This window comes from Planomonospora antibiotica (assembly GCF_014647955.1).
Lineage (GTDB): Bacteria > Actinomycetota > Actinomycetes > Streptosporangiales > Streptosporangiaceae > Planomonospora > Planomonospora parontospora.
In genome coordinates this window covers 155463-171825 of the sequence record NZ_BMQE01000012.1, presented here as the reverse complement: position 1 = coordinate 171825, position 16363 = coordinate 155463, and the positions used below count along the sequence as shown (strand labels likewise).

The window sequence follows — 16363 nt, the reverse complement described above, 5'->3', positions numbered from 1 at the left end:
ATCCTGTCCCCCGACCACGCGATCGGGTTCTCCCAGGGGTCGATGATGGCCCCGGACGGCCAGTGCAAGACCTTCGACGCCCGCGCCGACGGCTACGTCCGCAGCGAGGGCGTGGGCATCGTCGTGCTGAAGACCCTCTCCCGGGCGCTGGCCGACGGCGACCGCGTCCACGCGCTGATCCGCGGCGGCGCCGCGAGCAACGACGGGCACGGCGAGAGCTTCATGGCGCCGCAGGTCGCCGGCCAGGCGGCGGGGCTGGAGGCGGCCTACCGCGACGCCGGGGTGGACCCGCTCAGCGTCGCCTACGTGGAGGCCCACGGGACCGGGACCAGTGCGGGCGACCCCGTCGAGATCGCCGCGCTGGACGCGGTCCTGGGCCGCGGTCGTCCGTCCGGCCGGCCGCTCCTGGTGGGTTCGGTGAAGACCAACCTCGGCCACACCGAGGGCGCGGCCGGCGTCACCGGCCTGATCAAGGCCGTGCTGTGCGTCAAGTACGGCCGGCTGCCCGCGAGCCTCAACTTCTCCACCCCCAGCCCCGCGATCCCGTGGGATCGGACGGCCGTGCGGGTCTGCGACCGGGACCAGCCGTGGCCGGAGCAGGACGGGCCCCGCAGGGCCGGAGTGAGCAGCTTCGGCATCACCGGCACCAACGTGCACATCGTGGTCGAGGAGCCGCCCGCCCCGCGGCCGGAGGACGCGGACGGGGACCCGGGAGAGGCCGCCGGCCGCGGCGACCGGCCGGTGCTGCTGCCGGTCTCCGCGCGCACCCCGAAGGCGCTGGCCGAGCTCGCGGGACGCTACCGGGACCTGCTCGTCTCGACGGAGACGCCGCTGCACCGGGTGGCCGCCGCCGCGGGCGTACGGCGCAGCCACCACGACTTCCGGCTCGCGGTGGTCGCGGGCACCCGCGAGGAGGCCGCCGCGCGGCTGGACGCCTTCGCACGGGGCGACCGGCCCGACGGGACCTGCAGCGGGGAGGCGGAGGAGTCCGAGCGGGGGCACCGGACCGCGTGGGTCTTCCCCGGCCAGGGGGCGCAGTGGGCCGGGATGGGCCGCGACCTGCTCGCCGCCGAGCCGGTCTTCGCCGCGGCGGTCGCCGAGTGCGAGCGGGCCATGCACCCCTACACCGGCTGGTCGCTGACCGGTGAGCTCACCGCGGACCCGGAGGAGTCGCGGCTCTCGCGGATCGACGTCGCCCAGCCGGTGATCTTCGCGGTCCAGGTGGCGCTCGCCCGGCTCTGGCGCTCCTGGGGGTTCGAGCCCGACGCGGTGGTCGGGCACTCGATGGGCGAGGTCGCCGCGGCGCACGTCGCGGGGGTCCTGAGTCTCGACGACGCGGCGCGGATCATCTGCGGCCGCAGCCGGATCATCCGCACGACCAGCGGGCGCGGGGCGATGGCCGCCGTCGAGCTGACGGCCGGACGCGCCGGGGAACTGGCGGCGGCCGGCGGCGACCGGCTGGCGCTGGCGGTGCACAACGCCCCGGCCTCGTGCGTGCTCGCCGGGGACCCGGAGGCGATCGACGCCGTCCTGCGCGACCTGGAGGCCGAGGGCGTCTTCGGGCGGCGGGTGCAGGTGGACATCGCCTCGCACAGTCCGCAGATGGACCCGCTGCGCGGGCCGCTCCTGGAGCTCCTGGCGCCGCTGCGCCCGCAGGACGGCACCGTACCGATGTGGTCCACGGTCACCGGGCGCTTCCAGCGGGGCGCGGAGATGGGCGCGGAGTACTGGGCCGACAACCTGCGTCTGCCCGTGCTGTTCGCCGACGCGGTGCAGGGCCTGGCCGAGGCCGGGTTCGACACCTTCGTCGAGTTCAGCCCCAACCCGCTGCTGGCCCGCGCGGTCCAGCAGAACCTGCGCCACACCGGCGCCGCCGGGACGGCCGTCACCGCCCTGACCCGCGAGACGCCCGGCCCGGCCGCCGTGCGCGAGGCGGTGGCGGAGCTGTACGCCGCCGGCCGCGCGGTGGACTTCGGCCGGATGCAGCCGTACGGCTCGCACCGCGGCGCGCAGGCCGGGCGGGCCCGGGTCGCGCTGCCCGCCTACCCCTGGCAGCACGAGCGGTACTGGAGGACGCCGGGCCGGGTGGAGAAGGGCCGCGCGGCCTCCGCGTACGGCGCCGGCCACCCCATCGCCGGGGAGGCGCTGCGCCTGGCCCCCGGCGACCGGCTCGTGTGGGACTTCGATCTCGACCTGGACCGCCTGCCGTACCTCCTCGACCACCGCGTGCACGGGATGCCGGTCCTGCCCGGCGCGGCCTACCACGAGCTGGCGCTGGCCTGCGGCCTGGAGGCGTACGCGGGCGGGCCCTTCCAGGTGGAGGAGTTGACGATGGAGCGCGCCCTGTTCCTGACCCCCGGAGCCCCCCAGCGCGTCCAGGCCGCCCTGGAGGAGGCGGACGGGGACGGGAGCCGCCGCTGGACGCTCTACACCGCCGAGCCGGCCCCCTCCGGAGGACCGGTCGAATGGGCGCGGGCCGCCACCGCGCTGCTCCGTCCCCGCACGGCGGACGAGGGCGGGCGGGAGGACGGCATCGACGTCTGCGACCTGTCCGCCTACCCCGGGCGGTTCGACGTGGCCGGGCACTACGCGGCCTCGCGGCGCCGCGGCATCGAGCAGTCCGGGGCCTTCCGGGGCGTCGCGGCGCTCCACCGGGGCGACGGGGCGGTGGTCGCCGAGCTGACCGTGCACGAGGGCGTCGCCGCGGGAGCGGAGCGCTACCTGCTCCACCCGGCGCTGCTGGACTCGGCGCTCCAGCCGCTGATGACGCTGCTCGACACCGCCGGCGCCGCGCAGGACACCTATCTGCCGGTGCGCACCGGGGTGTGCCGGTTCCACGCCAGGCCGGAGGCGGGCCGCCGCCTGTTCTCCCGCGCGGTGCGCACCTCCCCGGAGGGGGAGCGGGACCTGGTCGAGGGCGACGTCCTGGTCACCGACGACGCGGGCCGCCCGCTCGTCTCCGTCACCGGGTTCCGGCTCAGGAGGCTGGCGTCCGACCTGCCGGAGGTCGTCGAGCGGAAGGCGGGCAGGCTGCTGTACGGCACGCACTGGCAGGAGCTGGAGGCGCTGCCGGCCCCCGTGCCGGAGGCGGGCGGCGAGCCGGGGGACTGGCTGGTCGTGAGCGACTCCCCGGCGGGGGCGCGGCTGTGCGCCCTGCTCGCCGAGCACGGCGGGCGGGTGGTGCTGGTCCGGCCGGGCGACGGCTACCGGTGGATCGACGCCGGGCACCGCGTGCTGGACCCCGGCTCGGAGGACGACTGGAGGAGACTGGTCAAGGAGCAGACCGAGGCCGGGGCCTGGCCGCCCCGGGCCGTCGTCCACCTGTCCGCCACCGGAACGGCGGCCGCCCCGGCGGCCGGTGCGGTGGCCGGGGCCGAGGCCGTGGACGGCTGCTTCGGCGTGCTGAACCTGGTCAAGACGCTCGCCGCCGACGGCGCGCAGCCCGCGCCCCGGCTCTGGCTGGTCACCTCCGCCGCGCAGGCGCCGGACGGGACCGAGGACGTCGACCCCGGCCAGACGGCCGTCTGGGGACTCGGCCGGGTGGTCCCCTACGAGCACCCGGAGCTGCGCTGCTCCCTGGCCGACCTGCCCGCCGACCCGGGCGAGGCCGTGCTCCGCGCCCTGCGCGACGAGATCCTGACCGGCGGGCAGGAGACCGAGCTCGTGCTGCGGGCCGGGAGCCGCCGGGCCGCCCGCCTCCGGCACCGGCCGCTCCCGGCCGCGCGGCCGGTCCCGGTGAGCTCCGGCGCGACCTACCTGATCGCCGGCGGGTTCGGCGGAGTGGGGCTGCTCACCGCCGAGTGGCTCGCCGCGCACGGCGCCCGCCACCTCGTCCTGGTGGGCCGGAGCGGCGCCCCCGCCGAGGCGCGGGACCGGATCGCCGCGCTGACCGCCGCCGGGGTGGAGGTGCTCGAGGCCGCGGCCGACATCACCCGCCGCGAGGACCTGGCCGGGCTCCTGGACGGGATCGCCCGGCGCATGCCGCCCCTGCGCGGCGTGGTCGACTCCGCGGTCGTCCTCGACGACGGGACGCTGGCCCAGCTCGACCGCGCCAGGTTCTTCGCGCCGATGCCGCCCAAGGTCGCCGGAGCGTGGTACCTGCACGAGCTCACCCGGGACCTGCCGCTGGACTTCTTCCTGCTCTACTCCTCGGCGGCCTCGCTGATCGGCTCGCCGGGCCAGGGCAACTACTCCACGGCCAACGCCTACCTCGACGGCCTCGCCCAGCACCGGCGGGCGCGGGGGCTGCCGGCCCTCAGCGTCAACTGGGGCCAGTGGGCCGCCACCGGGCAGGTCGCCAAGGCGGACAAGGACCTGCGCCTGGCCGAGCGCGGCTTCGACGGGTTCGCCCCCGAGGACGCGCTGGCGATCCTCGGGCGCCTGCTCGCCGATCCGCCGGTCCAGGCGGGCGTCATGTCCTTCGACCCCGCCAGGTGGACGCACTACTTCCCGGCCCTGCGCTCGGCCTCCCTGCTGCGGGAACTCGTGCAGGAGGGTCCGGCGGACGGGACCGCCGCGCCCGCCCTCACCCGGGAGGCGCTCACCGGGTGCGCGCCCGGGGAGGCCGGCCGGCTCGTCGTCGACTACCTGTGCGCGCAGGTCGCCGCGGTCGTCCAGCTCCCCAGGGAGAAGGTCGACGGGGCCCAGCGCCTGCACCGGCTGGGCTTCGACTCCCTGATGGCGGTCCAGCTGCGCAACCGCGTCGCCCTCGACCTGGAGGTGAGCCTGCCGGTCGCGGTCCTGCTGCAGCGCCGGTCGATCGCCGACCTCGGCGCCCTGCTGCTGGCCCGGATCGAGGACCCGGACGCCTCCGGCGACGGCCGGGGCTGAGCCTCCCCGCGTGCGCTCCGCGGGTCAGGCCGCGTACCGCGGGTAGCCGTAGCCGACGACCTCGGCCTTGGGGCGGACGCGCCGCTCGACCTTGCCGTTGCCGGTGTTGCCCTCGATCGTGGTGATCGTGCCGTCGCCGTTGTCCTCCTCGACCAGGCCGACGTGGTCGATGCCGGCCAGGCTGTCGCCCCGCTTCCAGTCGAAGAAGACGACCGCGCCCGGGGCGGCCTTCCCGCCCCAGCGGTCGTTGGCCTTGAACCACTGGGCGTAGGTCACGGTGTAGGCGTCCCATCCCACGGTGGGCCGGAGACCGGCCTGCTCGCCGACCCAGGAGACGAACATCGCGCACCAGGGGGCGTTGGCGTAGGCCCTGACGTTCCCGCCGTCGCGCTCGACGGTCTCCCGCGCGCGCTGGGACTCCATGTACCACTTGTGGAACCTGGTGCCGCCGCCCCGGTCGTTCTCCTCCACGCCGATCTGGCCCTCGGCGATCCTCAGCAGGTCCTGAGCGGTCACGCCGGGCGCCTTCGCGCCGGTGGCGGAGGGGGCCGGGCCGGTCGCCAGGGCGCCCGCGGCCAGGGCCACTCCGCCGGCGAGGCTCGCGCCCAGGACGGCGGCCATGACACGGGTACGGGTGGTGAACCGGGCGAAGGAGATCATGGAGGAAGGAGGTCCGTTCGTCGGGAGCGGGACGGTCCCGGCCCGGCTGTGGCGCTCGGCCGCCGGGCCGGTGCGGCCGGGAACCGGCCGCCTTCATCCATTGGGCCCGCGCGACGTAGCAGCAGGAGAGCGGGAGAGGTGCCGTACGGTTGCCCGCGGCGGGAAAGGCTCGTCCGGCCCGCCCCGGACGTCCGCCCTCAGCGCGACCCTCCCGGGAGGCCCGCCCTCCTCGCCTGCCGTCCCCGCCCGGTAGCGGCCGCGTCCTCCACGTGGCGGTCTCCTCCGCGGTGGCGTCAGCCGACGCGGAGCACCAGCTTGCCCCGGGTCCGGCCCTCGGCGAGGCGCTTGTGCGCCTCGCCCGCCCGCTCCAGCGGGAAGACCTCCTCGACCTCGATCCGGACCCGGCCGTCGTCGATCAGCTCCGCGATGCGGGCCAGCGCGGGGCCGTCGGGCTCGACGAGGAACGCGCTCGCCCGCAGGCCGCGCTCCTGCGCCCGCCGGGCCAGCTCGGGGGAGACGCCGGAGGGCACCGCGAGGAGCAGGCCGCCGGGGACCAGCACGTCCAGGGAGCGCGTGCCGGTGGCGTCGTGGTCGTCACCGATCAGGTCGATGACCACGTCGACGTCCTCGACGGTCTCCTCGAACCGGACCGAGGTGTAGTCGACGAGCTCGTCGGCGCCGAGCCCGCGCAGCCACTCGTGCTTGCCGGAGCGGGCGGTGCCGATCACGTACGCGCCGAGGTGCTTGGCGAACTGGACCGCGAAGTGCCCGACGCCGCCCGCCGCCGCGTGCACGAGCACGCGCCGGCCCGGCCGGATCCCGGCGGCGTCCACCAGGGCCTGCCACGCGGTCAGCGCGGCCAGCGGCACGGCGGCGGCCTCGTCGTGGCCCACCGAGCGGGGCTTGAGGGCGAACTGCCGGGAGGGGGCGGTCACGTACTCGGCGAAGGCGCCGGCCTGGCGGGGAAACCACGGCATGCCGTACACCTCGTCCCCGGGGCGCAGGTTGTGCACCCCGAACCCGACCTCCTCCACGACCCCGGAGACGTCCCAGCCGAGGACGAAGGGGGGCTCGCCCAGCACTCCGGCGATGCCCCCGCCCTCGCGGGTCTTGACGTCGACCGGGTTGAGCCCCGCGGACACCACGCGCACCAGGACCTCGGTGGGCAGCGGCTCGGGCCGCGGCAGGTCCACGGTGCGCAGGACCTCGGGACCGCCGAAGGCGTCCTGGCTGACAGCGCGCATGAGCGCCATGTTCTCCTCCTTGCCGATGGGGGTTGGCGACGCCGGCGACGCTATCCTGATGACCCCAGTAACCATCAAGGGCTTCTACTTACCTTTGGGAAGCATCCAGGGAGGAAGGGGTCGGCCGTGTCCATGACCTGCACCACGGGCCGCCACGACAAGCACGACGTCTACGCCGCCCAGTGCCCCTGCCGGGGCGTGCTCGACCTGCTGGCGAGCAAGTGGACGGCACTGGTGATCGGCGCACTGGAGGAGGGCCCGCGGCGCTTCGGCGAGCTGCAGCGCCGGCTGGAGGGCGTCAGCCCCAAGGTCCTCACCCAGACCCTGCGCCGCCTGGAGGAGTCCGGGTTCGTGGACCGCACGGTCTACCCGGCCGTCCCGCTGCACGTGGAGTACGAACTGACCGACCTGGGCTTCGGCGTCGCCGAACCGCTGGCCGCGCTGCGCGGCTGGGTCGAGCGGAACCTGGACGACATCCGCCGGGTGTGACATCCGTCGTCCCGGTCCGGTCCCGGCCTGTCCGCGGGCGTGCGGCCGCGCGCGGACGGAGTGGGATCCTGGGCGGATGGAAGAAGCGAGAAGCCGCTGGGCGGAGATCGCGGGCGAGGACGCGGGGGAGCGGTACGCGGCGCGGTTCGCCGAGCTCGCCGCCTCCGGGGCGGACGTGCACGGGGAGGCGCGGTTGTGTGCGGCGCTCGCGCCGCCGGGATCGCGGGTGCTGGACGCCGGGTGCGGCACGGGGCGGGTGGCGATTCGGCTGGCGGAGCTGGGCTACGCGTGCGCGGGCGTCGACCTGGACGAGTCCATGCTCGCGGTGGCTCGGAGCCGGGCGCCCGGGCTGACCTGGGTGAGGGGGGACCTGAGCACGCTCGACCCGGGCGCGTTCGGTCCGGACGTCTCCCGTCCGGGCGCTCCCGGCCGGGACGCCTCCGGTCCGCACGCGTCCGCGCCGGGCGCGGCCTTGCCGGACGCCTCCGGCCCGGGAAGGCCCTTCGACCTCGTGGTCGCCGCCGGGAACGTGATCCCGCTGCTGGCGCCGGGAACCGAGGCGCGGGCCGTACGGCGGCTCGCCGCCCTGCTGCGGCCGGGCGGCCTGCTGGTGGCCGGGTTCGGGCTGGACGCCGCGCACCTTCCGCTGGCCTCGGCCACCGTGGGGCTGACGGAGTACGACGCCTGGTGCGAGGCGGCGGGACTGGTCCTGGAGCGGCGTATGGCGACGTGGGACGGCGACCCCTACGACGGCGGGGGATACGCGGTGAGCGTGCACCGCCGGATCCCGGACGGGACAAGTTCGGAATAGTAGTAATTTCAACCCATGCGACTGGGCGTTCTTGATGTCGGTTCCAATACGGTCCACCTCCTGGTGATGGACGCCCATCGGGGGGCCCGTCCGCTGCCCGCCTACTCCCACAAGGTGGAGCTGAGGCTCTCCGAGCACGTCGAGCGCGCGGAGGGCGGTGACCGGCTCTCCGAGACCGGCGCGGCGCGGCTGCACGGGTTCGTCGAGGAGGCCCTGCGGATCGCCGAGGACAAGGGCGTCGAGGACCTCATGGCCTTCGCCACGTCGGCGGTCAGGGAGGCCGTCAACGGCGACGACGTGCTGGAGCGGATCAAGGCCGCCACACAGGTGGACATCCAGGTGCTCTCGGGGCAGGACGAGGCCCGCCTGACGTTCCTGGCCGTGCGGCGGTGGTTCGGCTGGTCCTCGGGGCGGCTGCTGGTGCTGGACATCGGCGGGGGATCGCTGGAGATCGCCTCGGGGATCGACGAGCAGCCGGACGTGGCGGTCTCGCTGCCGCTGGGCGCGGGCCGGTTGACCCGCGACTGGTTCACCGCCGACCCGCCGCCCGCCGAGGAGGTGCGGGCGCTGCGCCGGTACGTCCGGGCGGAGATCGCCCGCTCGGTGGGCGACGTCGCCCGGTACGGCCAGGCCGACCACGCGGTGGCGACGTCCAAGACGTTCAAGCAGCTGGCGCGGATCGCCGGGGCCGCGCCCTCGGCCGACGGGGAGAACGCCCGCAGGTCGCTCCGGCACGCGGACCTGACCGGGTGGACCGGCCGGCTCGCCGCGATGGACGTCCGGGAGCGGACAGGGCTCCCCGGGGTGTCGGCAGGGAGGGTGCGGCAGCTGCCGGCGGGGGCGATCGTCGCGGACGCCGCGATGGACCTGTTCGGCGTGGCGGAGCTCGAGGTCTGCCCCTGGGCGCTGCGCGAAGGGGTCATCCTGCGGCGGCTGGACGCGCTGCCGGGCTGAGCCGCCGTCCTGCCGTCCTGCCCGGGGTGGCGGCGTTGCCCCGGGGTAAGTCCTTCACACCTGGTCGCGGGAAGGTTTGCGCCTTCTTTGTGAGGTAAGAGCGCATGGTTATGAACAGCGCACAGGTGGAAGGCGCCGCGCGCAGAGCGGCGAACAGTCAGACACTGGACAGGCTGGCCCGTCTCGGCATGGCCTGCCGCGGCGTCCTCTACGGATTGATCGGATTCCTGGCGCTGCAGATCGCCTTCGGCGGCGGCAGCGGCGGCAAGGAGGCCGACAAGACCGGAGCGATCGAGATGGTCCAGGAGCAGCCCTTCGGGAACGTGCTGCTCTGGCTGATGGTGGTTGGCTTCGCCGCCCTGACGCTCTGGCAGCTCTCGGAGGCGGTGATCGGCCGGGGCCGGACCAAGGACCGGGCCGAGTCGGCCGGGCGCACGGCGGTCTACGCCCTGATCGTGGCCACGCTGCTGGGCCTGCTGCTGCGCGGGGACTCGGGCGGCTCCACCGACCAGCACTCCCAGGACCTCACCGCGCAGGTCATGGAGTGGCCCGGCGGGCGGTTCCTCGTCGGCCTGGTCGGGCTGGGCCTGATCGCCCTGGGCGCCTACTGGGTCCACAAGGGCTGGAAGAAGAAGTTCCTGCAGGACCTGCGGACCGGTGAGATGCCGGCCAGGGCCAGGGACCTGGCCGAGAAGCTCGGCATGGCCGGTTACCTCGCCCGGGGCGTGATCGCCGCGGTGGCCGGTGTCTTCGTCGTCCAGGCGGCGGTGACCTACGACCCCGACAAGGCGAAGGGGATCGACTCGACGCTCCGCTCGCTGGCCGAGACCCCGGTGGGCCCGTGGCTGCTGGGACTCGTCGCGGTCGGGTTGCTCCTGTTCGCGGTCTACTGCTTCTTCGAGGCGCGCTGGCACCGGGTGTGACGGAAGGAGGCGCCTGTGGCTGCGGAGGCGGGCACGCAGGAGAAGGCCCGCGGAGCAAGTCCGAGCTGACTGTCCGGTAAGCCATCCCATTCCTACTTTTCCGTGACATCGCACCTTCCGAGCCCCGCGTCTTCCCAGAGTCGCGGACAGCATCGGGAGGGCTGTATGGACCTGTCGGAGTACGACGAAGATCTCGGCGGAGAGCCGGGCGGAGAGCCGGGCGGGTGGATCGGCGGCGAATGGGTCCTCCGCCTGGCGGGCTCTCCCGAACAGGTGATGCGGGCCCGCCGCCTGGTCTCCGCGACCCTGGGCCGGGACCACCCGCTGCACGACGACTGCGTGCTGCTGACCAGCGAGATCGTCACCAACGCGGTGGTCCACTCCCGGTCCGGCAGGGGCGGGGCGTTCGTCCTCGGGATCTCCTGCTCGGTCCGCGGGGTGCGGGTGAGCGTCCAGGACGAGGGCTCCTCCTCGGCGCCCTGCGTCTGCCACGCCTCGGACGAGGCGACCGGGGGCCGGGGCCTCCCGCTGCTGGAGGCGCTGGCCCACCGGTGGGGCCTGGTCCGCCGGGCGGGTTCGAACCGGGTCTGGTTCGAGCTCGAACTGGAGTCGGCCGAGCTGTCCAGACCCCGCCTGGCCGGCGTCAGGTGAGCACCGGTCGTCTCCCGGACGAGCCGGAGGACGACCGGCGGGGTCAGAGGTAGAGACCGGTGGAGACGGCCGGGACGGCCGCGGTCCGCTGCGCGAAGCCGTCCCGCAGCGCGAACAGCTCGGCGAGGGTGGCCCCCTCGGGGGAGACGTCCTCGGCGGTGCCGAGCCAGGCCGCCGCCTCGTCGTGCGGCAGCGCGCCCACCTCCAGCTGGGCCAGGCAGCGGCCCGGACGGACCACGGCCGGGTGGAGGCGGGCCAGGTCCTCGTTGGTGGTGATGGCCACCAGCACGTCGCGGCCCTGGCCGAGGAGTCCGTCGGTGAGGTTGAGCAACCGGGACAGACCCTGTCCCGTGGCCTCCTTGGCGCCGTTCCTGATCAGCTCGTCGCAGTCCTCCAGAACCAGCAGGCGCCACTTCTCGCCGTCCTGGGCGGAGTCCGAGCCGACCGCGACCTCCATCAGGTAGCCGGGCGAACCGAACAGCCGCTCCGGATCGAGCACGCAGTCCACCTGGCACCACGACCGCCACTCGTGGGCGAGCGTGCGCAGCAGGGTGGTCTTGCCGGTGCCCGGCGGGCCGTGCAGCAGGAGCAGGCGGCCGTGCACCTCCGCGGGGGTGAGGGACATCAGCCGGGAGATCGGCTCGTGCAGCGAGCGCGCGTAGTTGCCGCTCACCTCCGCCCACGGCGAGGTGGTGATCGGCTTGCCGGAACGGCGGCTGCCGTGGTCGCTCTGCCACCAGAAGCCCATCTGGACGTGGTCGTCCTCGGGGGCGGGCTCGGTGGCGTCCCTGACGGTCTCCTCGATCACCGAACGGGCGAGCTCCTCGCTGACCGCGGTCACGCTGACCGTGGCCGAACGGCTCTTGTAGCGGATCACCCGCAGCGTCCAGCCCTCACCGGTCACCAGCCGCGACTCCCGGCCGTCCTCCTCCCCGGCGGCGCGGACGAGGGTCCCGCCGGCGGGCATGAGCGGTGCGTCGGAACGCACGCGCTCCAGGGTCGCGGTGCGGGCCCAGGGCTGCGTCCCCGTGGCGAACGGAGAGAGTGCGAGCGCGTCGATGACGTCCACCGCGGTGTCGCCGTCGTCGAGCCAGATGTTCATGGGCAGCTCCGCCTGCTGCTGCTCCGAGGGGAAAGGGACCTCCTTCAACACGGACATGCCGGTAATGATCCCGTCTGCGAGCGCGGAGGTCGATGGGTTTTCCGGTTTCCGTCCGTCCCGGAGGGCGCCGCACGGGCCCGCGCCGGGCCGTACGGCTCCGCGGAGCCTTCCCGCGGACCGCCGCCCGCGCGCCGCGCCGGGGTCAGGAGGTCCTGGCCAGGTCGCCGGTCTGGGTGACGATGCCGAGACCGGGGACGTCCTTCCAGGTGTAGGTGAGCAGCCGGCCCTTGCGGGTGAGCCAGACGGTCCCGGCGACGCAGCCGGTGCCCTGCCCCAGCTCGAACGTCAGCGTGTCCTCCTCGACGGTCTTCAGCGTGATCCGGCCCTTGCAGCCGTGGGCCGGCTCGGCCCACGCCGCGTCGTCGTCGCCGGCCACCAGCTCGACCTCGATCCTCGTCCCGCCCGGGGAGAGCGGGTTGGTCGAGGTGATGTCGTCACCGGCCCACCTCCCGGCGAAGGAGGCCGGAATCCCCGCGCTCGCGGAAGAGCAGCTTGACCGCGACGGGCTCGCCACCGGGCGTGTGCGCCAGGTAGACGACGCCCTGCCCGCCCTCGCCGAGCCGTCCGGCCAGCCGGTACTCGCCGAGGCGGACCGGGTCGTCGGGGGTCAGGGGGGTCGCGGTCATGCGGGCAAGGTAACCGATACCCGCCCGATACGGGTACGGTTCGCGCGTGTGTGGGCGGCGGTCCATCCGGCCGTCCCCGGATCTGTGCCGTCGTGCCACATCCGTGATCGGATCGTCTCCGGACCGCTCCGGATGCGCGTTCAGCGCCTTCGGCCCGGGGCGTCCGGGCCGGGCGGCGCCGTGCGGACCGGAGTCATCACGCCTGATCGGACCGGATCGGCGCGCTTCCGAGCCGGTCTCGGGAGGCCGGTCCCGCGGTGGGCAGGCGGACGGTGAAGACGGTGCCGCCGCCCTCCCGCGGGGCGGCGGTGACGGTGCCGCCGTGCGCCTCGACGACGGCCCGGGTGACGGCCAGGCCCAGGCCGGTGCCCGTGATCCCGGCCCGCCGGGCGGTGGAGGCGCGGAAGAACCGGTCGAACAGGCGGGGGTACTCCTCGGCGGGGACGCCGATGCCGGTGTCGGCCACCGTGACCGCGACCGTTCCGCTCCGGCAGGTCTCCGCCTCCCGGGGCGGGGACTTTCCTCCGTCGTGCTTCCGGCTTCGGCGGCCGTCGTGGTCGGGCGCGTCGTGGTCGGACGCGCCGTCCCCGGCGGCACCGTGGTCGGGCGCGCTGTGGCCGGGGGCGCCGTGGCCGGCGTCGCAGCCGGCGGTGACGGTGACGGTGCCGCCGCCGGGGGTGTACTTGATCGCGTTGGACAGCAGGTTGTCGAGGACCTGGCGCAGCCGTACCGGGTCGGCGCGGGCGGGCAGGTGCAGGGCCAGGTCCACGTCGACGGTCAGGTGCTTGGCCGCGGCGGCGGCGCGGTGGTCGTCGACGGCCTGGCGCACCAGCCGGGTCAGCGAGACGGGCCGGGGGTCGACGGCGATGTGGCCGGCGTCCAGGCGGGCCAGGTCGAGCAGGTCGTCGACGAGGTGCTGCAGGTGGGCGCTCCTGCGGTCGATGACGTCGGCGAACATGCGGGGTTCGTCGGTCAGGCCGGGCAGGTCGGCGAGCATCTCGGCGTAGCTGCGGATGACGGCGACGGGGGCGCGGATCTCGTGGCTGACCAGGGCGACGAGTTCGTCCTTCATCCGGTCCAGGTCGCGCAGGCGGCGGACCTGCTCGCGTTCCTGGGCGAGCAGGTGCTCGCGCTCCTCGGCGATCCGGTGGCGCTCGGTGACGTCGGTGGAGATGCCGTCGGCCAGCAGGCGGCCGCCCTCGCGGCGGGGGAAGGCGCGGGTCCAGATCCAGCGGGTGACGCCGTCCAGGCCGATGAGGCGGTACTCGGCCTGGACGGGCCGCCCGGCGCGGACCCCGGCGAGCAGCTCGCCGAAGGCCTGCCGGTCGTCGGGGTGGACCTGGTCGCCGATGACGGCGGCGGCGTCGACGCCGAGGGGGACGTGGCCGCCCAGGATCCCGGCGGTGCTCCCGCCCTGGTAGATCCAGCGGGCCGCGCCGTCCTCCTCGATCTCGGCGCTCCACACCAGGTCGTCGAGCTGGGCGACGACCCGGTCGAAGCGGCGCCGGCTGGCGGTCAGGGCCAGGGCGAGGTCCTCGGCGCGGCGGCGCTCCATGAAGCGGCCGACGTGCGCGCAGACGCCACCGAGCAGGTCGAGCAGGTCGTCGTCGGGTTCCTCGGCGGTGTCGGTGAAGAAGGTCAGCACGGCCAGCACCCGTTCGCCGCTGCGCACCGGCAGCCCGACGGCGGTGCGCAGGCCGGCCTCGAGCGCCTCCCCGTCGCGGACGAGCCGGTCCGGCTCGGTGTTCAGGTCGCGGATCCACACCGGGCGCGCAGCGGTGACGACCCGGCCGGGAAAGCCCTGCCCGGAGCGGACGGTCATCGCATCCGGGCCGGTGAAGGCCGACAGGTCCCGGCCGGGCCGCGTCCACGAGCCGGTGCGGGAGACGCGCTCCCCGCCGGGATCGACCTGCCAGTACTCGCCGCAGGCCCAGCCGAGCGTGCCGCCGATCGCGCCGATCACGCCGCAGGCGGCCTGCTCGGCGGAGCCGGCGTCGGCGAGCGCCTTGATCACGGCGTGCTGGGTGTCGCGGAGCGCGTGGAGGCGGTGCTGGGCGGTGATGTCATGGCCGACGTTCACCGCGCCGAGGCGCTGCCCGGTGGGGGAGTCGAGCGGGTGGCCGTTGACCAGGTAGCGGCGCGCGGGCCGTCCGGGACGGCGGACCATCACCTCCTGGCCGGTGAACCGCTCCCTCAGGGCCCGGACCAGGGGCAGATCCCCCTCCTTCAGCAGGTGCTTGCCGTCGGCGTCGAACAGCTGGTAGGCCTGTGCCCAGTGACTGCTGTGCACCGGGGTCTCCGGCCCCTGGAGGGCCTCGCGCATCGGCTGGTTGAACCGGACGATCCGGCCTTCGGTGTCGCACGCCGAGACCGGGACGTCGAGGCTGTCCAGCAGGGCCGACAGGAACATGCGCTCCTCCTGCAGCTCCTGCCGGGCCCGCTCCGCGGACCGCGAGGAGATCTCCGCCTCCGCCATCACGGCCAGGCTCCCCAGGGTCTCCAGCTCCTCCCGGCCCCACGCGCGGGGGCGGCCGTCGATCACGCACAGGGCGCCCAGGGGCTGACCGCAGGGGGCGTGCAGCGGCGTTCCGGCGTAGGCGGCCAGCTCACCGCGGGCCACGGCGCCGATGTCGCGCCACCGCTCGTCGCACCGGGCGTCGTCCACCGCCAGCGGGGCGTCGTCGACGAGCAGATGCCGGCACATGGACTGCGACAGGGGAACGTCCCGGGAGGGCGGGAGCCCTCCGGCCCCGGTGTAACTGAGGATGACCTGCCGGTCCTCGGCGATCAGCGTCACCAGCGCCGCCTGCACGCGCAGCAGCCGGACCGCCATCCGGGTCACCTGGTCCAGCAGCGGCACCCGGCGCGCCTCCAGCAGGCCGGTCGAGCGCAGCGCCTCGAGCCGCTCCGGATCACGGACGCGGTCTTCCGTCGTCATGTGCCCATCTCCCCGTGGATCTCTCGTCAGTGAGAAATCGGTAGATGTAAACCGTTTATGCCCTATGTTGTGCTGAGAATCCCATTTTCTGCTCGCCGTCCGCGGGTGAGGGCGGCCGGCGGAAGCGTTTGGACGCGCTTCTCGGGGAAAGGGAGTCGGGGCCTCCCCGTCCGGAGGCGGGCCGGGCCGGTGTCCGATCGGGAACCGGTTGGCGAACCGTCCCGTGTCGCACCGCGCGACCCGTTACGCTCCGGTCATTCCCCCGACAATCGAATCCCCCTGGAGAGATTCCGTGGCCATCGACCTCGTCACCCGGCGCGAATGGGGTGCTCGCCAACCGCGCGGTTCGTACACGCAGATCAGCTCCACCAGGGGCGTGAAGGTCCACTACACCGGCGGCCGGGTCGATCCCGGGATCGTCAACGACCACACCCGGTGCGTGGCCCTGGTGAAATCCATCCAGAACAGCCATATGGATGGAAACGGCTGGATGGACATAGGTTACTCGTTAGTGGTCTGTCCGCACCGGAAGGTGTTCGAAGGGCGGGGACCCAGGCGCCTGCCCGCCGCCAACGGCTCCGGGCTCAACAGCGGCCACTACGCCGTGCTCGGCCTGGTCGGCTCCTCCGGCCTGGTCCAGCCCACCGACAACATCCTGCACGGCATCCTCGACGCCGTCGAGTACCTCCGGGAGCGCGGCGGCGCGGGCCGGGAGATCAAGGGCCACCGCGACGGATACGCGACCTCCTGCCCCGGCGAGCCGCTCTACGCCTGGGTGCGGCGCGGCGCTCCCCGGCCCGGCGGCGCCCCCAACCCGCCCGAGCCGCACCCGTCGTTCCCCGGCCGGACGCTCAAGTACCCTCCGGTCATGGCCGGCGAGGACGTCCGCACCTGGCAGCAGCAGATGCGCAAGCGCGGCTGGGCCATCGAGGTCGACGGCCTGTACGGCGAGCAGTCGCGGGACGTGTGCCGGGCCTTCCAGGAGGAGAAGGACCTGACCGCGACCGGCGCGGTCGACCGCCTCACCTGGAACGCGACCTGGCAGGAACCGATCACCTGACCGCCGGCCGCGGCG

General features: G+C 74.6%; 13 protein-coding genes. 7 read left to right on the top strand and 6 right to left on the bottom strand.

Features of this window, described 5'->3' with window-relative positions; translation table 11 throughout:
- Nucleotides 1-4830, top strand: a 4830-nt coding sequence (locus IEZ06_RS14435; RefSeq protein ID WP_189237186.1) for a type I polyketide synthase, incomplete at its 5' end; no start/stop codon positions are given.
- A 24-nt stretch (nucleotides 4831-4854) separates the two neighbouring features.
- On the opposite strand, the gene IEZ06_RS14430 is transcribed toward IEZ06_RS14435, so the two are convergent.
- Together IEZ06_RS14430 and IEZ06_RS14425 are read right to left on the bottom strand one after the other, a co-directional pair.
- Complete coding sequence (locus IEZ06_RS14430) at nucleotides 4855-5490, bottom strand: CHAP domain-containing protein (protein WP_189237185.1); 636 nt, start codon at nucleotides 5488-5490, stop codon at nucleotides 4855-4857.
- Between the two features lie 293 nt (nucleotides 5491-5783).
- On the bottom strand, nucleotides 5784-6743 hold the full coding sequence (locus IEZ06_RS14425; RefSeq protein ID WP_307811801.1) for an NADP-dependent oxidoreductase: 960 nt from the start codon (nucleotides 6741-6743) through the stop codon (nucleotides 5784-5786).
- Between the two features lie 123 nt (nucleotides 6744-6866).
- Between IEZ06_RS14425 and IEZ06_RS14420 the strand changes: the two genes are divergently transcribed.
- The 5 genes from IEZ06_RS14420 (at nucleotide 6867) to IEZ06_RS14400 (ending at nucleotide 10562) form a co-directional block, all read left to right on the top strand.
- Complete coding sequence (locus tag IEZ06_RS14420; RefSeq protein WP_229798137.1) at nucleotides 6867-7223, top strand: winged helix-turn-helix transcriptional regulator; 357 nt, start codon at nucleotides 6867-6869, stop codon at nucleotides 7221-7223.
- A 76-nt stretch (nucleotides 7224-7299) separates the two neighbouring features.
- Entirely contained in the window at nucleotides 7300-8034 is a 735-nt protein-coding gene (locus IEZ06_RS14415) for a class I SAM-dependent methyltransferase (protein WP_189237183.1), read from the top strand.
- A gap of 15 nt (nucleotides 8035-8049) precedes the next feature.
- Nucleotides 8050-8988 carry a Ppx/GppA family phosphatase gene (locus IEZ06_RS14410; RefSeq protein ID WP_189237182.1) on the top strand — a complete coding sequence of 313 codons (939 nt, stop codon included), beginning with the start codon at nucleotides 8050-8052 and terminating at the stop codon, nucleotides 8986-8988.
- A gap of 110 nt (nucleotides 8989-9098) precedes the next feature.
- On the top strand, nucleotides 9099-9911 hold the full coding sequence (locus IEZ06_RS14405; protein WP_189237181.1) for a DUF1206 domain-containing protein: 813 nt from the start codon (nucleotides 9099-9101) through the stop codon (nucleotides 9909-9911).
- A 165-nt stretch (nucleotides 9912-10076) separates the two neighbouring features.
- Nucleotides 10077-10562 carry an ATP-binding protein gene (locus IEZ06_RS14400; RefSeq protein WP_189237180.1) on the top strand — a complete coding sequence of 162 codons (486 nt, stop codon included), beginning with the start codon at nucleotides 10077-10079 and terminating at the stop codon, nucleotides 10560-10562.
- A 43-nt stretch (nucleotides 10563-10605) separates the two neighbouring features.
- On the opposite strand, the gene IEZ06_RS14395 is transcribed toward IEZ06_RS14400, so the two are convergent.
- From IEZ06_RS14395 to IEZ06_RS14380, 4 genes are all read right to left on the bottom strand, one after another.
- Nucleotides 10606-11721 carry a DUF5925 domain-containing protein gene (locus tag IEZ06_RS14395; RefSeq protein WP_229798125.1) on the bottom strand — a complete coding sequence of 372 codons (1116 nt, stop codon included), beginning with the start codon at nucleotides 11719-11721 and terminating at the stop codon, nucleotides 10606-10608.
- Between the two features lie 145 nt (nucleotides 11722-11866).
- Nucleotides 11867-12100: a hypothetical protein gene (locus tag IEZ06_RS14390; protein ID WP_189237179.1), complete on the bottom strand. Its 234-nt coding sequence runs from the start codon at nucleotides 12098-12100 to the stop codon at nucleotides 11867-11869.
- 58 nt (nucleotides 12101-12158) lie between these two features.
- A complete protein-coding gene (locus IEZ06_RS14385; RefSeq protein WP_189237178.1) occupies nucleotides 12159-12350 on the bottom strand; it encodes a hypothetical protein in 192 nt (63 codons plus the stop codon).
- Between the two features lie 196 nt (nucleotides 12351-12546).
- Nucleotides 12547-15288 (bottom strand): sensor histidine kinase, encoded by a 2742-nt coding sequence (locus IEZ06_RS14380; RefSeq protein WP_189237177.1) that lies wholly within the window; start codon nucleotides 15286-15288, stop codon nucleotides 12547-12549.
- A gap of 292 nt (nucleotides 15289-15580) precedes the next feature.
- Between IEZ06_RS14380 and IEZ06_RS14375 the strand changes: the two genes are divergently transcribed.
- Nucleotides 15581-16348 carry a peptidoglycan recognition protein family protein gene (locus IEZ06_RS14375; protein ID WP_189237176.1) on the top strand — a complete coding sequence of 256 codons (768 nt, stop codon included), beginning with the start codon at nucleotides 15581-15583 and terminating at the stop codon, nucleotides 16346-16348.
- Nucleotides 16349-16363: the final 15 nt, after the last annotated feature.

Coding starts and splice junctions, on each gene's coding strand:
- IEZ06_RS14405 (WP_189237181.1), top strand. CDS start 9,099: ATGAACAGCGCACAGGTGGAAGGCGCCGCGCGCAGAGCGGCGAACAGT.
- IEZ06_RS14415 (WP_189237183.1), top strand. CDS start 7,300: ATGGAAGAAGCGAGAAGCCGCTGGGCGGAGATCGCGGGCGAGGACGCG.
- IEZ06_RS14395 (WP_229798125.1), bottom strand. CDS start 11,721: ATGTCCGTGTTGAAGGAGGTCCCTTTCCCCTCGGAGCAGCAGCAGGCG.
- IEZ06_RS14430 (WP_189237185.1), bottom strand. CDS start 5,490: ATGATCTCCTTCGCCCGGTTCACCACCCGTACCCGTGTCATGGCCGCC.
- IEZ06_RS14385 (WP_189237178.1), bottom strand. CDS start 12,350: ATGACCGCGACCCCCCTGACCCCCGACGACCCGGTCCGCCTCGGCGAG.
- IEZ06_RS14380 (WP_189237177.1), bottom strand. CDS start 15,288: ATGACGACGGAAGACCGCGTCCGTGATCCGGAGCGGCTCGAGGCGCTG.
- IEZ06_RS14400 (WP_189237180.1), top strand. CDS start 10,077: ATGGACCTGTCGGAGTACGACGAAGATCTCGGCGGAGAGCCGGGCGGA.
- IEZ06_RS14425 (WP_307811801.1), bottom strand. CDS start 6,743: ATGGCGCTCATGCGCGCTGTCAGCCAGGACGCCTTCGGCGGTCCCGAG.
- IEZ06_RS14420 (WP_229798137.1), top strand. CDS start 6,867: ATGACCTGCACCACGGGCCGCCACGACAAGCACGACGTCTACGCCGCC.
- IEZ06_RS14410 (WP_189237182.1), top strand. CDS start 8,050: ATGCGACTGGGCGTTCTTGATGTCGGTTCCAATACGGTCCACCTCCTG.